Origin of the sequence: Blautia coccoides (genome assembly GCF_034355335.1) — a bacterium.
Lineage (GTDB): Bacteria > Bacillota > Clostridia > Lachnospirales > Lachnospiraceae > Blautia > Blautia producta.
In genome coordinates, this window is sequence record NZ_CP136422.1 from 3,442,746 (window position 1) to 3,460,184 (window position 17,439).

16 protein-coding genes are annotated in these 17,439 nt (G+C 45.7%); 7 read left to right on the top strand and 9 right to left on the bottom strand.

Annotated elements, in window-relative coordinates:
• The first annotated feature begins 125 nt into the window (after positions 1-125).
• The 4 genes from BLCOC_RS15465 (at position 126) to BLCOC_RS15480 (ending at position 5,273) form a co-directional block, all read left to right on the top strand.
• Positions 126-932, top strand: a complete 807-nt coding sequence (locus BLCOC_RS15465) for an AraC family transcriptional regulator (protein WP_115622692.1) — start codon at positions 126-128, stop codon at positions 930-932.
• Between the two features lie 102 nt (positions 933-1,034).
• A complete protein-coding gene (locus BLCOC_RS15470) occupies positions 1,035-3,290 on the top strand; it encodes an ATP-binding cassette domain-containing protein (RefSeq protein WP_115622693.1) in 2,256 nt (751 codons plus the stop codon).
• Positions 3,291-3,414: 124 nt separating this feature from the next.
• On the top strand, positions 3,415-4,287 hold the full coding sequence (locus tag BLCOC_RS15475) for a MerR family transcriptional regulator (RefSeq protein WP_115622694.1): 873 nt from the start codon (positions 3,415-3,417) through the stop codon (positions 4,285-4,287).
• Positions 4,284-5,273 carry a serine hydrolase domain-containing protein gene (locus tag BLCOC_RS15480; RefSeq protein WP_115622695.1) on the top strand — a complete coding sequence of 330 codons (990 nt, stop codon included), beginning with the start codon at positions 4,284-4,286 and terminating at the stop codon, positions 5,271-5,273. The genes BLCOC_RS15475 and BLCOC_RS15480 overlap by 4 nt, the downstream gene beginning before the upstream one ends.
• A 104-nt stretch (positions 5,274-5,377) precedes the next feature.
• On the opposite strand, the gene BLCOC_RS15485 is transcribed toward BLCOC_RS15480, so the two are convergent.
• The 9 genes from BLCOC_RS15485 to BLCOC_RS15525 form a co-directional block, all read right to left on the bottom strand.
• Positions 5,378-6,046: a GntR family transcriptional regulator gene (locus tag BLCOC_RS15485; RefSeq protein WP_018598082.1), complete on the bottom strand. Its 669-nt coding sequence runs from the start codon at positions 6,044-6,046 to the stop codon at positions 5,378-5,380.
• Positions 6,047-6,140: 94 nt separating this feature from the next.
• Positions 6,141-7,130 carry a uroporphyrinogen decarboxylase family protein gene (locus BLCOC_RS15490; RefSeq protein WP_226827043.1) on the bottom strand — a complete coding sequence of 330 codons (990 nt, stop codon included), beginning with the start codon at positions 7,128-7,130 and terminating at the stop codon, positions 6,141-6,143.
• A gap of 15 nt (positions 7,131-7,145) precedes the next feature.
• Positions 7,146-8,384, bottom strand: a complete 1,239-nt coding sequence (locus tag BLCOC_RS15495; protein ID WP_115622696.1) for a nickel pincer cofactor-dependent isomerase, group 22 — start codon at positions 8,382-8,384, stop codon at positions 7,146-7,148.
• A gap of 29 nt (positions 8,385-8,413) precedes the next feature.
• The gene (locus tag BLCOC_RS15500) at positions 8,414-9,685 is read right to left on the bottom strand and encodes a TRAP transporter large permease (protein WP_018598079.1); all 1,272 of its coding nucleotides are present in this window, start codon (positions 9,683-9,685) and stop codon (positions 8,414-8,416) included.
• A gap of 3 nt (positions 9,686-9,688) precedes the next feature.
• Positions 9,689-10,213, bottom strand: a complete 525-nt coding sequence (locus BLCOC_RS15505) for a TRAP transporter small permease (protein ID WP_018598078.1) — start codon at positions 10,211-10,213, stop codon at positions 9,689-9,691.
• 29 nt (positions 10,214-10,242) lie between these two features.
• Entirely contained in the window at positions 10,243-11,352 is a 1,110-nt protein-coding gene (locus BLCOC_RS15510) for a TRAP transporter substrate-binding protein (RefSeq protein WP_115622697.1), read from the bottom strand.
• Positions 11,353-11,386: 34 nt separating this feature from the next.
• On the bottom strand, positions 11,387-11,794 hold the full coding sequence (locus BLCOC_RS15515) for an aconitase X swivel domain-containing protein (protein ID WP_018598076.1): 408 nt from the start codon (positions 11,792-11,794) through the stop codon (positions 11,387-11,389).
• Complete coding sequence (locus BLCOC_RS15520; protein WP_018598075.1) at positions 11,794-12,999, bottom strand: aconitase X catalytic domain-containing protein; 1,206 nt, start codon at positions 12,997-12,999, stop codon at positions 11,794-11,796. Before BLCOC_RS15520 ends, BLCOC_RS15515 begins: the two co-directional genes overlap by 1 nt.
• A gap of 305 nt (positions 13,000-13,304) precedes the next feature.
• On the bottom strand, positions 13,305-13,790 hold the full coding sequence (locus BLCOC_RS15525) for a GNAT family N-acetyltransferase (RefSeq protein ID WP_174717617.1): 486 nt from the start codon (positions 13,788-13,790) through the stop codon (positions 13,305-13,307).
• A gap of 282 nt (positions 13,791-14,072) precedes the next feature.
• On the opposite strand from BLCOC_RS15525, the gene BLCOC_RS15530 reads away from it, so the two are divergent.
• The 3 genes from BLCOC_RS15530 to pdxR all read left to right on the top strand — a co-directional run bounded on the left by BLCOC_RS15530 (position 14,073) and on the right by pdxR (position 17,429).
• Positions 14,073-14,702: a MarR family winged helix-turn-helix transcriptional regulator gene (locus tag BLCOC_RS15530; protein ID WP_115622698.1), complete on the top strand. Its 630-nt coding sequence runs from the start codon at positions 14,073-14,075 to the stop codon at positions 14,700-14,702.
• Positions 14,703-14,807: 105 nt separating this feature from the next.
• The gene (locus BLCOC_RS15535; RefSeq protein ID WP_115622699.1) at positions 14,808-15,698 is read left to right on the top strand and encodes a cation diffusion facilitator family transporter; all 891 of its coding nucleotides are present in this window, start codon (positions 14,808-14,810) and stop codon (positions 15,696-15,698) included.
• Positions 15,699-15,917: 219 nt separating this feature from the next.
• Positions 15,918-17,429, top strand: coding sequence for a MocR-like pyridoxine biosynthesis transcription factor PdxR (pdxR, locus tag BLCOC_RS15540; protein ID WP_115622700.1), 1,512 nt, complete (start codon positions 15,918-15,920; stop codon positions 17,427-17,429).
• Positions 17,430-17,439: the final 10 nt, after the last annotated feature.

Below are 17,439 nucleotides of genomic sequence, written 5' to 3' on the forward strand. Positions count from 1 at the left end.
TGATTTTCCGAAAGCTCACCACTCTCTTTACCTGTTACCTGCTGATTTGATTATATTACAGATAGACAGGGGATTGTGTAATATGTTAAGCTAAATAATATAATATTTTGAAACAGGTGATATCTATGCCCATCCATTTTAGGAACACACCGGTCAGCGAACCTTTTACCTTTGATTCCATAGGAAACCACTGGGTGCAGGAAAACACGTCCCGTCCCAAAGGATATCCGCTGTACCACTACCTTCAGTCCGAAAAAGGAAACGGACGAATCACGATCCAGGGAAAAGTGCACATCCTGCAGGAAGGGCAGGGTGTACTAATCGCGCCGTTTATCCAGCATTCCTACGCAAAGGAGACAGAGGAATGGCTCACCTTGTTTGCCACCTTTACAGGCACCATTGAGAGCAGTATTCCCCGGCTTCTCGGAAACAGGCCCTTCCTCTTCATAGAAAAAGAACAGGGAGCAGAGATAGCCTCTCTTGTTTCCCTTATCATGAAAAAATATGAAAACCCGCCTATGGACGCCAAAGCTTTGTCCACGGACTGCTACCGGCTTCTGATGTTTTTTGCGGACGGCATCTATACACGCAGTCTGATGGACGATTCCCTGTATCAGAGATACGTAGCTCCTGTAATACAGGAAATCGAAACAAATTATAATTCAGAACTCACCGTGCAGGAGCTTGGCCGCCGGGTTTATATCTCCCCTCAGTATCTGTCACGGCTGTTCAACCGTTTCCTTGGGTGTTCTGCTTATGAATACCTGACCATTTACAGGATCAACAAGGCAAAGGAATATCTTCTCATGAATCCCCGCCTGGAAGTTCAGGACATTGCGCATAAGGTGGGATTTACAGACGCAAGCCACTTTATCTCCATTTTCAAAAAAATAACAGGTATCACCCCTCTTGGTTTCCGGAAACTCAACTAGTGTACTGTGCTCTCCCTGACAAAACGCAGCAAAAAAAGTCAGGACTTTTATTTCTTATGCTGTTATAATGGGTCATACGTCAAAAAGAAAGTGAGGAATAGTATGTCTCATAAGGATAAAATCATCATCCGGGGATTAAAACAAAACAACTTAAAAAATGTCTCTTTGGAAATACCCAAAGAAAAGATTATTGTCTTTACAGGGGTTTCCGGCTCAGGTAAATCCAGCATAGTATTCGACACCATAGCCGCGGAAAGTCAGCGGCAGATGAATGAGACCTACACAGCATTTATTCGGGGCAGACTTCCCAAATATAAAAAACCGAGAGTGGATCTTATAGACAATCTCACCGCATCCGTCATTATTGACCAGGCCAGACTGGGTGGAAATGCGCGCTCCACTGTTGGGACCATCAGTGACATGTATTCTGCCCTGCGTCTGCTCTTCTCACGCATCGGAACACCTTATGTGGGAACAGCCTCTTACTTTTCCTTCAACGACCCCAACGGAATGTGTCCGGAATGCTCCGGTATCGGAAAAATCCTGGATCTGGATATGGACCAGGTGCTTACTCCGGATAAGAGCTGGAATGAGAGTATGGTTGAACTGCCTGCATTCCACTTTGGCAACTGGTATTGGAAACAGTATACCCAGAGCGGCCTGTTTGATCTGGATAAAAAGTGGAAGGACTATTCTGAAAAAGAAAGAAACCTGCTGCTGTATGGAGCATATGAACGGGGCAAAAAGCCGGTCAATAAAAAGGTAGAGGGGATTTATAACCATATGAACCGGCTGCTCATCAAACGGGACCCGTCGGCCTCCAGCGACCGCTCCCTTCTCCGTCTGAAAAAGCTCATCAAAGAGCGGGAATGCCCTGTCTGCCGCGGAAAACGCCTGAATCCCGCGGCACTTTCCTGCCGAATCAACGGATACAGCATTGACGAAATGTGTGAGATGGAATTCACCAGGCTGCGAACTGTCCTGCAGGAGATCACTGATCCCAGAGGTGAGACTATTGTCAATACCCTGACCGCCTCCCTGACACGCATGATTGAGATCGGACTTCCCTATCTGAGCATGAACCGGGAATCTACTACCCTGTCAGGAGGTGAAGCACAGCGCCTGAAACTCGTCCGCTATATGGGCAGCTCCCTCACCGGCATGACTTACATTTTTGATGAGCCAAGCACTGGAATGCATCCCCGGGATGTCCACCGCATGACAAAACTGCTGCAGAATCTGCGAAACAAAGGCAATACCGTCCTTGTGGTAGAACACGACAAGGATGTGATCTCTATTGCCGACCAGGTGATCGACGTAGGACCGCTGGCAGGGAGAAACGGCGGAGAGATATTGTATCAGGGAAGCTATGAGGGACTGCTCCAGTCGGGAACCCTGACGGGAAATGCCATGCTGGAATATATCCCTGTCAATCCTAACCCAAGAAAAGCCAGTCAGTTCCTGCCTGTGAGAGACGCCCATATTCACAACCTGAAACATATATCTGTTGATATTCCCATCAATGTACTGACCGTTGTGACCGGCGTAGCCGGCTCCGGCAAATCCAGTCTTATCCGGGATGTGTTTGCACAGCAGTATAAGGACCGGGTGGTACTGGTGGATCAGTCTCCTATCACAGCCACAGGCCGGTCTACGCCCGCCACATTTTTAGGGTTCTTCGACGATATCCGGAAATTACTGGCTTCTGAAAACGGAGTGGATGCCTCTCTCTTTTCATTTAACAGCAAAGGTGCCTGTCCCGTCTGCAAGGGTAAGGGTGTGGTTGTAACGGAACTGGTTTTCATGGATCCTGTAACCACTGTATGCGAAGTCTGTGAAGGCAGCCGATACAGTGATGAGGCTTTATCCTACCGGTTCAAAGGCAAGAATATACTGGATATTCTGAACATGACAGCCGAGGAGGCTGCAGAATTCTTTCAGGACCACAAAAAGATCCACAAGCAGCTCCGGGCAATGATAGAAACAGGCCTCTCCTATCTGACCCTGGGGCAGCCGCTTTCCACCCTCTCCGGAGGAGAACGCCAGAGAGTGAAGCTGGCAAAGTACCTGGACAAAAAGGGAAATATCTATCTGCTGGATGAACCCACCACGGGCCTGCACGCCTCTGACGTGAAAAACATCATGAGACTTCTAGATGGATTTGTCAGGCGCGGCAGCACTGTCATTGTGATCGAACACAACCTGGATGTAATGAAACAGGCAGATCATATCATTGACATAGGGCCTGACGGAGGCACTGACGGCGGTCAGGTTGTATTTACCGGAACCCCCCGGGAAATGGCAGAAACCGCCGATACGATCACAGCCAGATATCTGAGAAAATCTCTGGAACGCTGATCAAATGCCTGTGTATGAACAAACATTGCCGGATGGTAATCCCAGGGATAAACATATTGACTTTCCCCTTAGGGCAGGGTGTAACATAAAGATAATCTCAAACATGCCATAAGGAGGATATGCTTTGTTATCAATTGGTGAATTTTCAGCTATATGTAAGGTGTCTGCCAAGACGCTCCGCTATTACGCGGAAATAGGATTGATCCATCCGGAAGAGATCAATCCAGAAAGCGGATATCGATATTATTCCATCCGTCAGTTGGAAACCATGTTATTCATCAACCGGCTGAAATCTTACAGCTTTTCCTTAGATGAGATCAAATCTATTCTTCATTCGGAGGAGCTGACAGAGGAAATCCTTTATCCTGCACTCATAAGAAAAGAGAGGGAGATGGAAAAACAGATCCTGGAATACCAAAAAACGCTGGAACAGATGAACCAAGATATCGCTAACCTAAAACAGGGAAGATCCATCATGTCCTATCTGGATACGATTGAAATCCAGCTCGCAGAGCTGCCACAAATGTATCTTTTGTCTGTCAGGAAAATGGTGCAGGAAAATGATTTTCCTGAGGAATATGAAAAATGCTACGGAAAATTATTCAAAAAAATGCTGGAGGATAAGCTGACGGCCGCCGCCCCGCCCATGGTGCTGTTCCACAGTGAAGAATTCACTTCCCTTGGGCTGGATACAGAATTTGCCATCCCGGTAAAGGAATATGCCACAGGGACAAGGGACCACTGTCCCGGACTGTGCCTGAAAACCGTCCTGCATGGTTCCTACTCCGCGCTGCCCTCTGTATACGCAAAACAGCGGAGATGGGCAGAAAAGGAGGGCTACGAGGGAAACGGCGCGCTCTGCGAAGTGTACATCACGGATCCCTCCCAGGTATCATCAGAAGATGAACTCATCACGGAAATTTATTATCCTGTCAAGAAAAAGACAACAAAAACACAGACGGCATCCAGATCAAACGCAAAGGAGAACGAGATATGAATCAGGAAAAGATTTCAGAACTGGAAAATATCATTTGCAGGGACTACAACAATACAACAGGCATCCTTGTTCTGAAAAACGGCAGGACACTATATGAAAATTACTATCATGCATGCACAAGAGACTGCCGTGTTCATGTCTACTCGGTGACGAAAAGCATTCTCTCCATATTGATGGGTATTGCGCTGGATCAGGGGTATATAAAAAGCGTTCATCAGAAGGTATTGGACTTCTTCCCGGGATACTCTGTGAAAAGGGGCGAGAACACAATACAAAACATTACCCTTGAAAACATGCTGACAATGACGGCTCCCTACAAATATAAATTTGCCCCCTATATAAAATATTTTACCAGTGACGACTGGGTAGGATTTACCCTTGATCTGTTGGGCGGCAAAGGCAGGATCGGCAAATTCCGTTATGCCCCTCTCATCGGACCTGATATCTTATCCGGTATCCTTGCAAAGGCCGTCGGCCGCTCTGTCCTGGACTTTGCGTCCGAAAACTTATTTGCCCCCCTGGGTATCACAGTTGAAAAAAATATCGTTTTTCAGAGCAAGGAAGAACAGATGGCTTTCAACAATTCCACAGATATCAGCGGCTGGGCCTCTGATGGATCCGGCATTAACGCAGGCGGATGGGGCCTTACCCTTTCACCCGCTGATATGGCCAAAATAGGTCAATTATACTTAAACGGCGGCATGTGGAATGGACAGGTGATCGTTTCAAAAAGCTGGATAGATGAGAGCACAAAAGAACACAGCCGCTGGGAAAAACAAAATCTGCCCTATGGGTACTTATGGTGGCTCTGCGGGAATAAGGGAAATGAATTTGCCGCCATGGGTGACGGGGGCAATACGATTTATGTGAATAGAGACAAAAATATGGTGGTTTCCATTGCCGCCCTTTTTACACCGAGGGCAAAAGACAGGATCGATTTGATCCAAAAATATATTGTCCCGATTTTTGATACAGATATGCTTTAGATCAAACGTTACGGCAGACGTCAGTGCATATGTTAAGGCTTTCTATGATTTATTATATATCATAGAAAGCCTTATTTACAGCAGTTCTTATAAAGTTCTTATTCTCAGGTTCTGAGCAGTGCGCGCATGGACCATTCCACATGGTCTGCCAATGCCTTCTCCAGAGCATCTTCTTCTTTTTTCTCAAGAAGACGTAAAATTCTGAGATGCTGGGCCGTACTTTCCTGCATATCATTTAATGCGTAAAAGGAGGATATCTGGAGCCTTTTAATATTGGCATTGATATTTGCCATAATATTCTTCACATACTGGTTATCACATTTTTCAATGATCAAGTCATGCAGTGCCCAGTCCATATCCGTAAACATCTTTTTATCGACCCGTGCTCCCGATTCATCCAATACCCTTAGCTTCTGGAAAATCTCTTCCATTTGCCGGATTTCCTCTTTTGATATATTGTGAATGGCTGACTTGGATGCCAATATTTCAAGAGGCTTTCGGACTGCGAACAAATCTTTGGTCCCCTTCTCTGATATCTCTGTCACATAAGCTCCGATACCATTCTTGATCACTACCAAATCCTCGCTGGCAAGTATCCGCAGAGCTTCCCGGACGGGAGTCCGGCTCATCTCCAGTTCCGCTGCGATCTGGGATTCGCTGAGAATATCCCCCGGCCTGATCGCACCGCTGCATATTGAATCCTTTATCTTATCATAGGCAATCTCTGTACGATTCCTGGTACTTCCCTTCTTTACAAAATTACTGACTTCCATATTCTTCCACCTGCTTTTAGACTAGGATTAGTTTAGCACCATTTATGCTGCTTCGTCAAGCCGCATTCCTGACACATTATTTGAATCCCTGTCATTATTTGTGGAAATATGCCCGGCTCCACTTTGCAATCTCATCTTTGACGATCTCATCCACAGCGGGATAAATGCTGCCGTCATCACCGCCGTATGTCAGACAGGGAATAAATCCTCCTCCAGGCACATATTCCTCACAGGCCCTTCTTACCTCCCCCCTTATAATGTCCTCCTTAAAGTCCGGCACATCGATCACCGCCGCATCCAATCCCCCCATGAATGCCATTTTCCCTCTGAGGTGCTTCTGCATCATGGGAATATTATTTTCAGGGGTTACACCCTGCCACACGTCAACACCGATCTCCGCCATATCTTCTGCTATGGTTTCGCAGTAACAGTCTGCGTGATGCACCACAAGTACCCCGTTCTCTCTCAGATAACCATAAATTTTCCGGTATCTCTCCTTGAAAAACTCAACCCATGTATCTCTGCTGACAAAGAGGCTTTTCTTGGATCCCCAGTCATCGTGAAAAAGAACGGCATCCGGCTTACAGTTTTCCACCAGCATACGGCACCAGGTCAGCTTAAACTCCATAATGCGGTCGAGAAGCTGGTGCATGGCCTCCGGTTCCTCCAGCATGGCAATAAATACATCCTCAAATCCCATGAGCGCATGGGACTGTTCAAACAAACCGGAGGCCATCATAGCCATTGTCAGCTTTCCTTCTTCATGTATCCTTCTGGTATCTTCCTCTGCTTTCTTCCAGTCCATAGGTACTTTACAGATATCCGGTACCTTCACATATTCCTTCCACCTGCAGATATCTTTACATACTTTAGTCTCATCATTGATCAGGGGCATAGACCCCGGTTCATCTTCTCCCCAGTATACCGTCACTCCCCATGGGTTTACTTTTGTTTTTCCCCTTTCAGCCACAGACATATATGCTGTAATAGGGTCCGATATAAAAGAAAATGCCTCCCACTCATTGATCAGAGCGTCCGGCCTGCCATATCGGATCGTTTCCCATAAATTTTCCTTGACCTTCATCTCGGCCTCCTCATATCACATTTTATTTTCCAAAACCAGGTGTGGATTTTTCTCTACTTCTTTAAGCAGTGCATGGGATACCATGATTTCTCCCAGCTCCATGGTATTTTTGATCTTCACGATCCTTAAGTTGTCTTTATCTGCATTTCTGAGGATTTTGATGGCTATCTTAACTGCCTCCTCCTCATTTTCGGCTATCAGCGGGATTTTGCAGTCCTCCACGCATTTTACCGCGATAGCATTTGCGTACATGGCCTCACGATCAAGCTGTTCAAAAACTTTCTTTGTAATGATATCAAATATCCCCAGCCCGATCCCGTTTCCATGAGAGGCCAAAGAGACGTCCAGCAGGACCATCTTATCTATTTTGGGAACCGGCAGGACGAATTCTTTGAGGATATAACTTTTCCCCAGAATATTGGGGTCAAATCCTGCCCCGGATATATCTTTTCCAATTTCTTCTACAATGAGAATATCAATCTCGGGGATCATCAAAACCGGCATATTGCTTCTCGCTGTTTTTACCAGTTCCTTTTCCCGTTCGATCAGGATCTCAGCCGGAACAGCCTCAATATGGCTGGTTTCATCATAAGCGTTTTCCAAAACGGCAACACCAAAAGCTACCGGTGCTTTATTCAGTATCCAGGCCGCTGCTTCTTTTATCACTTCTCCAAAGACAGAAAAATCAGCCTCGTGGACTGCCGTACATCCTCTGTGGTTTCCCAGTCCAATGACAAGCATTTTACAGAGGCCGCTCTGTATGTCAGATACAAAATCCGTATGCAGCTTCACTCGGTTGACCGGAATGATCACATCCGCCTCCATAGCGGACTTATCAAAATATACCTTCCTGCCGCCTGATATCGCTCCCAGACATACCACTTCTGTGGTCGTGACAATGGGGACACCCATGGCTTCCTCCGTAATCCCATAGCCGTACAGAACCTCACGCTGTCCTTCTTCGGTTCCTCCGCCGTGGCTGCCCATTGCCGAGACAATATAAGGCTCTGCGCCAAGCTTTTTCAACTCTTCCAGGATTGTTTTTACGATCAGCGGTAAATTGCGGATGCCGCGGCTTCCCACTGCAACTGCTGCCCGCATTCCTGGTTTTATTTTACCACTTATCTCTTTTCTTTGAAACTCTTTTTGTATAGCCGCCGGAATGTCCGGCAGAACTTCTCTGCCGAACACCTGGCGGACTTTATAAAGAGGGGGGATCAATGTATTGTAATCTTCAGGCAATAATAGCGGCATTTCCAACCTCACTTTCCCTCAGGCTTCCCCTATCCCAGGAATCCCAGTGTAAACCACGGCACATAAGTGATCAGCATCAGTACAACCAGAAGTGATACCAAAAGACCGCCTATCCTCTTCATCATAGCATCCATGGGCACCCCCGAGACAGCGGTTGCCATAAACAGATTGATGCCATAGGGCGGAGTGATAAACCCAATCGCCAGGTTCATAGTGAGCATCACGCCAAATGTGATAGGGCTCATACCGATCGCCTTTACTACCGGCAGCAATATGGGCGCAAGAATTATGGTAGCCGGAATATTATCGATCACACATCCCACGATCAGAAGAAGGATATTGATCATGAGCAGGATCACAAATTTATTGTGACTGATGCCTAAAAACAATTCTGTTAATCTGTTGGGAATCTGTTCAATGGTAAGGAAATAGGAAAACGCATTGGCAAATCCCATCATGAACAGGGTAATGCCGCAAAGGTTCACGATTCCCAGAAATCCTTTATACAGCCCTTTCAGATCCATCTCTTTGTACACAAACATACTGACAAAGATACAGTATACCACAGACACAACAGAGGCCTCCGTGGGGGTAAAGATACCTTTATAAATTCCTCCCAGGATAATAACCGGCATAAGCAGTGCCCAGAAACCTTCTTTGAATGCCTTCCATACTTTTTTTGGCTCCGGACGCTTTGCATCGCCTTTCCAACCATGCTTTCTGGAGGTGATGACGCACACGATGATCATGGCAATGCCCATCATGATGCCCGGTAATATTCCTGCGGTAAACAAATCCTTTACAGATGCGTTTACAGCCACACCATAGATGACAAGTGGTACGGAGGGCGGAATAATAACCCCCACGGACCCGGCTGCTGCTGCTAATGCCGCTGAAAAATCCTTGTCATATCCCTTTTTCTCCATCTCCGGTATCATAAAAGAACCGATTGCTGAGGTTGTGGCAACGGCGGAACCTGAAACTGCCCCAAAAAACATACAGGCAATGGTTGTCACAATGGAAAGGCCCCCTGTCATCCATCCAAGAAGACTGTCCGCAAAGTTTACGATCCGCTTTGCAATTCCTCCCGTTGCCATCAGATTTCCGGCCAGCATGAAAAACGGCACTGCCAAAAGCGTAAAGGAATCTGTCCCGGATAAGGAACTTTTAATAAATACCATGGGTGAATAATCTGTACATATAAGAAAGCTCAGTAAACCTGAAATTCCGATGGCGTGTCCCACCGGAACACTTAAAAGCAGCAGGATAAAGAAACTGCCGAATAAAACTGCTATTTCCATCCTCTACTCCACCCCCTTTGCCTGTGATGTATCCTGCACGGGAAGATGTCCGAAATGCGTGATCTCATAGACGACCCTGCAGGCAAGGCGGGCAGCCACAGCCGCCGAACCGATTGGCAGGGAAATGTATACGATCCATAATGGGATCTGAAGACCCGTGGAAGTCATACTTGTAGCGATCACAGTCTTCAGATACAGGATCCCCTGCCATATGAGGAATAAATAAAATACAAAAATCATAAGGTTGATCACTATTTCCAGCGCTTCTCTTGGTTTCTGTTTTAATTTATTGCTGAATATTTCAATCCTGATGTGGTCATTGTTTTTCGCCCCGACACTGGCCCCAAGCCAAATCTGCCATATAAATATATAGCGCACCAGCTCCTCGCTCCAGCTCAGGGAATTATTAAATATGTACCTCATGATAACCTGGATAAAAACAAGAGCCACCATCAGGATCAAGGAATAAACAAGAAAGTATTCCTCCGCTTTATTCCATATAGTAACAAGAATTTTAGCCTTCTTCAAAAAACTTCCCCCTTTTGCTGCCGCATATGCTACTTATTAAATTCCTGTGCCATATCAAAAATCTCGTTTCCGAGTTTCTCCTTGTATTCATCGTACATGGGCTCTACCGCTTCTTTGAACTTTGTACGGTTCTCATCCGTGATCTTTGTCACTTCCATGCCTGCATCCTCAAGCTGTTTTAAATAAGATTCATACATTTCGAGACTCTTTTTTGTGACCAGCTCTGACTGCTGTTTAATACCCTCATCAATGATCTTCTTATACGCATCCGGCAGACCGCTGTACCACTCATCACTCATAGCAAGACAACCGATGGATATGGTATGCTCCAGATTGCTGTAATATTTCTGCACCTCATAATATTGAGAGGTATAAGTCAGTGACGGGTCATTGTCCTGTCCGTCTACAGTCTTGTTTTGAAGTGCTGTGAATAATTCTGAGAAGCTCATAGGCGTGGGATTTGCCCCCATAAGAGTAAAGGCTGTAATGTACACCGGGCTTTCCATAACACGGATTTTAAGACCTTTCATGTCCTCCGGTGACTCTACCGGCCGCACACTGTTGCTCAGTCCTCTGTAGCCGCCAAAATAATAGGTGTCACCGATACGGATTCCCGTACCCTCCAGCATCTTGTCAAATTCATCACCCAGCTTGCCTTCATTTACCGCCTTTAATTCCGACTCATAATCATCAAATAGAAACGGCATATCCAGAATACCAAATTTCTCATCATAGGTAGTCAGCACAGAGATAGCCGGATTACAGATCTGGATCGTATTCATGGCGCAGCCTTCCAGCATCTCAGTATCCCCTCCCAGTGCTCCATTGGGATAATGGTCTACCTTTATCTTTCCTCCTGACGCTTCCTCCACATATTCAATAAATTTGGCTTCCCCGTCCGCCTGGGTAGTACCGCTCTCCGGCCCTATACTGGCAAACTTTAAGGTAATGGGATCCAGCCCGTCAAGTTCGGCATTCGCCTCCTGGCTGTTCTCCTGTGTACCGTCATCTTTTTCTTCCTGCTTTGTATCAGATGTCCCTTCCTTTTTATCTCCGCCTTTATCGCCGCCGGAGCCGCCGCATCCGTAAAGAGAAGTAACACAAAGTGCACAAGCTAATAAAACCGCTAATCTTTTCATCCTGATTCCTCCTTGCGCATCCCGCGCGGAAACATTAGTCTAAAATTTCTATTACACCCGCATCTGCATTGATCCGAATATGGTCCCCTGATCTTACTGTTTCATAAAATGCTTCATCCACCTTATCCACCATGGGAATATCCATGATTATGGCACTGGAAACAAGGACTGTTTCCGGATACCGGATGATCATACCTTTCGGTGCATTGTCCTTTTTGTTGAGCTGAAAAAGACCGTCTGCCTGCACTACGGAACTCCCCTTTCCACTGGGGAATATGAGTATTTTATTCGCAATGCTCTGCCCTTCCAGTGCGTGAGCCGGTTCAATGACTTTCCCCGTATCCGGCTCGATCAGATAAAACATAATGTTATCGCCTGATACCAATGCTTCCCCTTCTACGATCCCCTCTGAGATCTTATGACATCTAAATTTCTTTTCCATCAGACCACCTCCCCGTTCAGTGCTGCGTCAATGCATGTATCCAGATCACGTATAACAAAATTAATACCTCTGCGCTTGGGGTAATACGCACATTTGGGTGATTCCGTGACTCCTGTTTTCCCCTGCAAATGTCTCCAGCAGGGCTGATCCGGGCAGGTATCCGGTACAATATTCCCGCCGGCCGCCTCAATCACCTCTGTTATGCCCATTCTGTCGGCTAAGGCCTTTACATGATAGGAAGTGAGGATCCACATCTCTTTTTTCAATTTCTTTCCCTGTAATCTTCTGGCAATATGCTGTGCCTGTTCCAAGGTAAAATGCGGACATCCAAACATAGCAAAATCAATTGCCCTGTTTCCCTCTGCTGAAATCTCTTCCAGTATTTCCTCCAAGTCCTCATTGGTAATGGTTACTGTTCGTTCCGGTTCCTTTCCCCCAAACGCCTGTTCCAAAGTCTGCGCTTCCGGTGTACATCCCACAATATGGTACATTCCGTATGCACCGGATGTATTGAGCTGCGCGCCCAGATTTGTCAGTGCCTCCTTGCCTATGTGCTTTGGAAGCCCGGTAAATACGGGAATCCCGCTTCCGATCTTCCGACCGCAGTATCCCAGGAGATGATACTCAAAATCAGATTTCATATCTGCTTTTACTTCCACCAGAATATTTCCCTTTCTGTTCTCATCAAGAAGCAGTCCATACTCAGGTACATAGCCTGTGATAGCTGCACATAACGCACTGTTGGCTCCCTCCCGGTTACTTCTGGCTCCCCAGACTGAATTCACATAAGGGGTCGCGCTTGATTCCGAAAAAGCCACAATTTCACCAAAATTAGGGACGTTCGTGGCAACGTATGGGGTACAGTTATAAGTCAGAGTCGCACCTAAGCCTTTATACGCATTATGCGTCCTCTGCATAAAATCCGCGTCCTCCTCTGACACCATATCCCGCTCCTTAAAGAACGAAATACAGAATCCCGGATTCACAGTGGGAGAGACTCTGCAGTATGCTCCTGCATTCAGCAATTTCTCTGCAAACCACAAATCCGCGTCCTGATTGGACAAAGCTACATGTGCCCTTGTTATGGGCACCATCCGAGGTGCATCAAAGGATTCCCCGATCGCCACCTGGATCTTCATTGCATATGCTGTGCCTTCCCCATACTTTCCATCCAGCATATTCTGTTGTTCCTGCGTTAACTCCATAATATTCCTCCTCCCGCATATCACCTGTATACAGTTATTATATTTCTTGTATTCACCATTGTCAATCACTTTTCGCGTATTTTTCGACATTTTTTCGACGCAGTTATGATTTGTGGGAGCTTTTATACGAAATTGCCGCAAATAAAGTGTCGAAAACATCGTGAGAGATACCTTTTCTGCACATTCTAGAGTAAAAAGGACTGCCGCAGCTTCGGCAGTCCTTTGGAGAGAATAAAATCCCCGCTCATTTCCATGTGAAATAAAACGGAGATTTTTTATATGGATTTATATAGATAGATAATTCTTTATTCAGCAGATAATTGTTTCAGTGTCTCACCGGCAATGCGGTAAACGGTCCAGTCTTCCATAGCCTTGGCCCCCAATGATAAATAAAAGTCAATGCTTGGCTTGTTCCAATCCAGGCACCACCATTCCAGGCGTCCGCAGCCCCTCTCAACTGCAATTTGAGCCAGTTTTTTCAGAATGCTCTTTCCATAACCATTCCCCCTGTACTGGGGCTTGACATACAAATCCTCCAGATATAGCCCTGCACGCCCTAAAAAGGTGGAAAAATTGTGAAAAAACAACGCAAAGCCTATTTCCTCAGAATCTATTACAGCAAAAATCACTTCTGCTTTCTTTTTATCAAATATCCACTCTTCCAGATCTGCTGTTGTGGCTGTCACCTCGCGTTCCATATTTTCATATGCGGCAAGTTCCCTAATAAACTTTAAAACAAGAGCCGCATCATTTCTCTTAGCATATCTGAACTTCAATTGTTTTTCCGACATTTCAAGTCTACCTCCCAAATGATCTTTTTTCCACAATATCCTGTTGTTTTCATTGTAACCTTCTGTTTATCACGGTTACTTTCTGCCCTTTTGATATGATATTGTATAGTTTAACACATAGGATCTCTGTCTGCAATTGACACAACTCGTTAAAAACAAGGCTGCTCCCAATACAATCCGTTTTGTACAGGTACCTTAAAAAATGCTTGACATTTACAACAGGTACCTGTACAATATTTTTATCAGGTACCTGTTAAACTTTAGAAAGGAGATTTTTTAACTATGTCTGAGATAAATAACAAAAAGGAATTATTTAAAAAACTGGAACGCCTGCAATGGCTGCTCCATCGTCACCACCAACAGCTCCATTCTGCACGCGGTCCTTTTGCAGATCCCACAAGAGGTCAGGGACGGGTATTGGCAATCTTAAAATTGCAGCCGGAGATCAGCACAAAAGATTTGTCCTATCTGCTGGATATTCGTCAGCAGTCTCTGAGCGAACTGCTTAACAAACTGGAAAAGACCGGTTATATTACCAGAACCCCAAAGGAATCTGACAGGCGTGTTATGATCGTGAAACTTACGGAAAAAGGCAGGGATGCGCAGCAGGAGCGGCCGGAGCCGCCTGATTTTTTTGACTGTCTCTCAGAAGAAGAACAGGCTGTATTCAGTGATTACCTCAGCCGAATCATTGCCAATCTGGAGACACTGCTTGATACAGATGACAGGGAAGATATGGAGCAATGGATGGAGCAGGCACGTTCACGAATGGGTGAAGATTCTTTTGAGCATCTAATGGCAATGCGAAGCAGAACCTTCTCAAGATCTGGAAATGACCGGACCCGCCAGGAAGGGGATGAACGCCCGCTGCGCAGGCGCCGCCCCGGCAGAGCAGACGATTCACGCAGATAACAGCATTCACTTTCGCAGTTGTTATAGCGTTCAGCAAATGCTGTACATTATTTCAGCAATTTTTATAAGTTCATTTAAAATTTACAGGAAAAAGGAGGGATACCAATGGAAAATATTTTTTATACAGAAAACCGGAATGCAATAGGCAGACAGTCCGGAATTGCCGGATTATTTGGAAATTTGATATTAGTCATAATAAAAGGAACTGCCGGGCTGTTAAGCGGCAGCGTTGCCATTACCGCAGATGCTCTGAATAATCTGACAGACTGCGCATCATCTGTTTTGACATTCCTTGGTTTCATATTTGCAGCCAGGGCCAAAGATTCAAAGCACCCCTATGGGCATGGACGAATGGAGTATATATGTGGTTTTGTCATTTCTATCTTGATTCTGTTTACAGGTATTTCAGTAGGAATTGATGCTTTCCGACAACTGCTGAAGCCCAGACATATTACGGTGACAGGTCTGACACTGGCTGTTTTATGTGTCAGTATCCTGGGCAAGATCTGCATGGCATGGTATATAAATCATTTGAACCGAAAAGTTTCCTCCCCTGCCCTGAAGGCTATACAGGATGACAATATTTCCGATTCCCTTGTCACTGCAGTCACCTTTATGGGAATCCTTGCAGTTCCCTATGTAAACATTCCCACCGATGGCATTTTAGGAATTCTTGTGTGCATAGTCATTCTCAAATCAGGATTTACCTCCTTTAAAGAGAATATGGTCCTTCTTCTAGGAGAGGGCGCTGATCCTGCTGTAAAGGAAGAAATCATGAAAATTGTCACAGTATATATACCTGCCTGGTCAGTGGAAGACATTTCTCTCCATGATTACGGACCGGGGAATAAACTGGTCTTTATAAAAATCACCGCTGTTCCCGAGACAGATACAAACCATATATCCCAGGATTTGGCCAGTATCAGAAAAGAGATCAAACAAAAGCTGCAAATGGATGCCACTTTATACCGGACGCTCACAGAAGCTGTAAAATGAAATAATCCTGAGTACAGAAATCTATATAAAACAAATGTCTGATTCATATCTCTAAGTCAGCCTCCACAACTCCCTTTCTGGATTTATCAGGATAACAAAGTTTTCAGGGAAGAAGTATACGCACAAAATTGGCTGTAAAAAATTAATCGTGATTGGCTGTTGATGTTCCGCCAATTCTCATTTATAATACACATTGGATCGAACCAATTGGAGGAACCAATGAAAATTCTAATAGACAAATCAAAAAAGACACCCTTATATAGACAGATAGCGGAACAGATCCAGGCTCAGATCATTTCCGGGGAGATTCCCGATGGTTTTCAATTTCCATCTGAACGCCAATTAGCGGATACCCTGGGAATTAACCGGACAACCGTGCTGAACGCATATAAAGAATTAAAGGCTGACGGTCTGCTGGCATCCCATGTGGGAAGAGGCACCGTTGCCGTCAGGGAGGAAGAACATCAGGAGCGCAGAACGGATTACCGCAAAGAACCCATGTGGGAGTATCTGTTCAGCGATTATCTGAAGAACCGTGATACCTTTGATGTAAATAAATATCTGGAAATGGCAAACCAGAAGGATGTAATATCCTTCGCCGCCGGAATCGCCTCCTTTGAGAATCCCCCTGTTCAGGCCTTTAAAGGAATCGAGAACGAGTTATTATCCAACCCGAAAGGAATGCTTGTCTCTCCTGTGGCAGGTTTTTCTTCTTTCCGCAAAGTCATGGCATCGTATATGCAAAAGCGCTCCTGCTTCTGCCAGCCCTCAGAGATCATGATCACTTCCGGTGCGCAGGAAGGTATTGATCTTACAGCCCGCGCCTTTCTGAATCCCGGAGACATTGTGCTGATCGAAGAGCCTTCCTTTTTTCCCGCTATACAGAGCTTCCGTGCTATGGGTGCCAGGCTTATGGCAGTTCCCATGGAGAGTGACGGGATGGATGTGAAAATGCTGGAACAGCTCCTGATCCGTTATCATCCGAAATTGATCTACACAATGCCCACCTATCACAATCCCTGCAGCGTCTCCATGAGCACTGCAAAAAAAGTCCGTCTTCTGGAATTAGCCGCCAGGTATTCTGTCCCCATTTTAGAGGATGACCCATACAGTGAACTGGGGTTCCGAGGACAGGCCGCTGCTCCTCTGAAAACAATGGATAAAAACGGAAATGTCATATACCTCAGTTCTTTTTCCAAAACCATTTATCCCGGACTGCGCCTGGGCTGGATCTGTGCGGATAAAAAACTGATCCATCATTTTTCCAGCATCCGGCAGCTTGTAGATCTACATTCCTGCTGCATTTCCCAGCAGATCGTGGAGCGTTTTATTGTCAATGGGGAGATGGAAAAATATGTAGAATCCATACGCAGAGAATACCGGGAAAGAAGGGATATGATGGCTGACGCCCTAAAGCGTTATGCACCCAAGGGCCTTTCCTGGAATATACCGGAGGGCGGATACTATCTGTGGTGCAGACTTCCGGATGGCTTATCAGCGGATTTACTGGCTTTACAGGCAGCTAAAAACGGGGTTGCCATTCTGCCGGGCATGCCGGCCTACCTGTCAAAACAAAAGGGTGAATGTTATATCCGGTTAAACTATACCTTCCCTCCCAGAGACCGGATCACCTGCGGCATTAAAATTTTATGTGATGTGATCAGAAAGCTAATTCTGGCTCACCAACAGGAGGAACCGCTGACTGACAACGAAATAAACCCTATCTTATAATGATATGTAA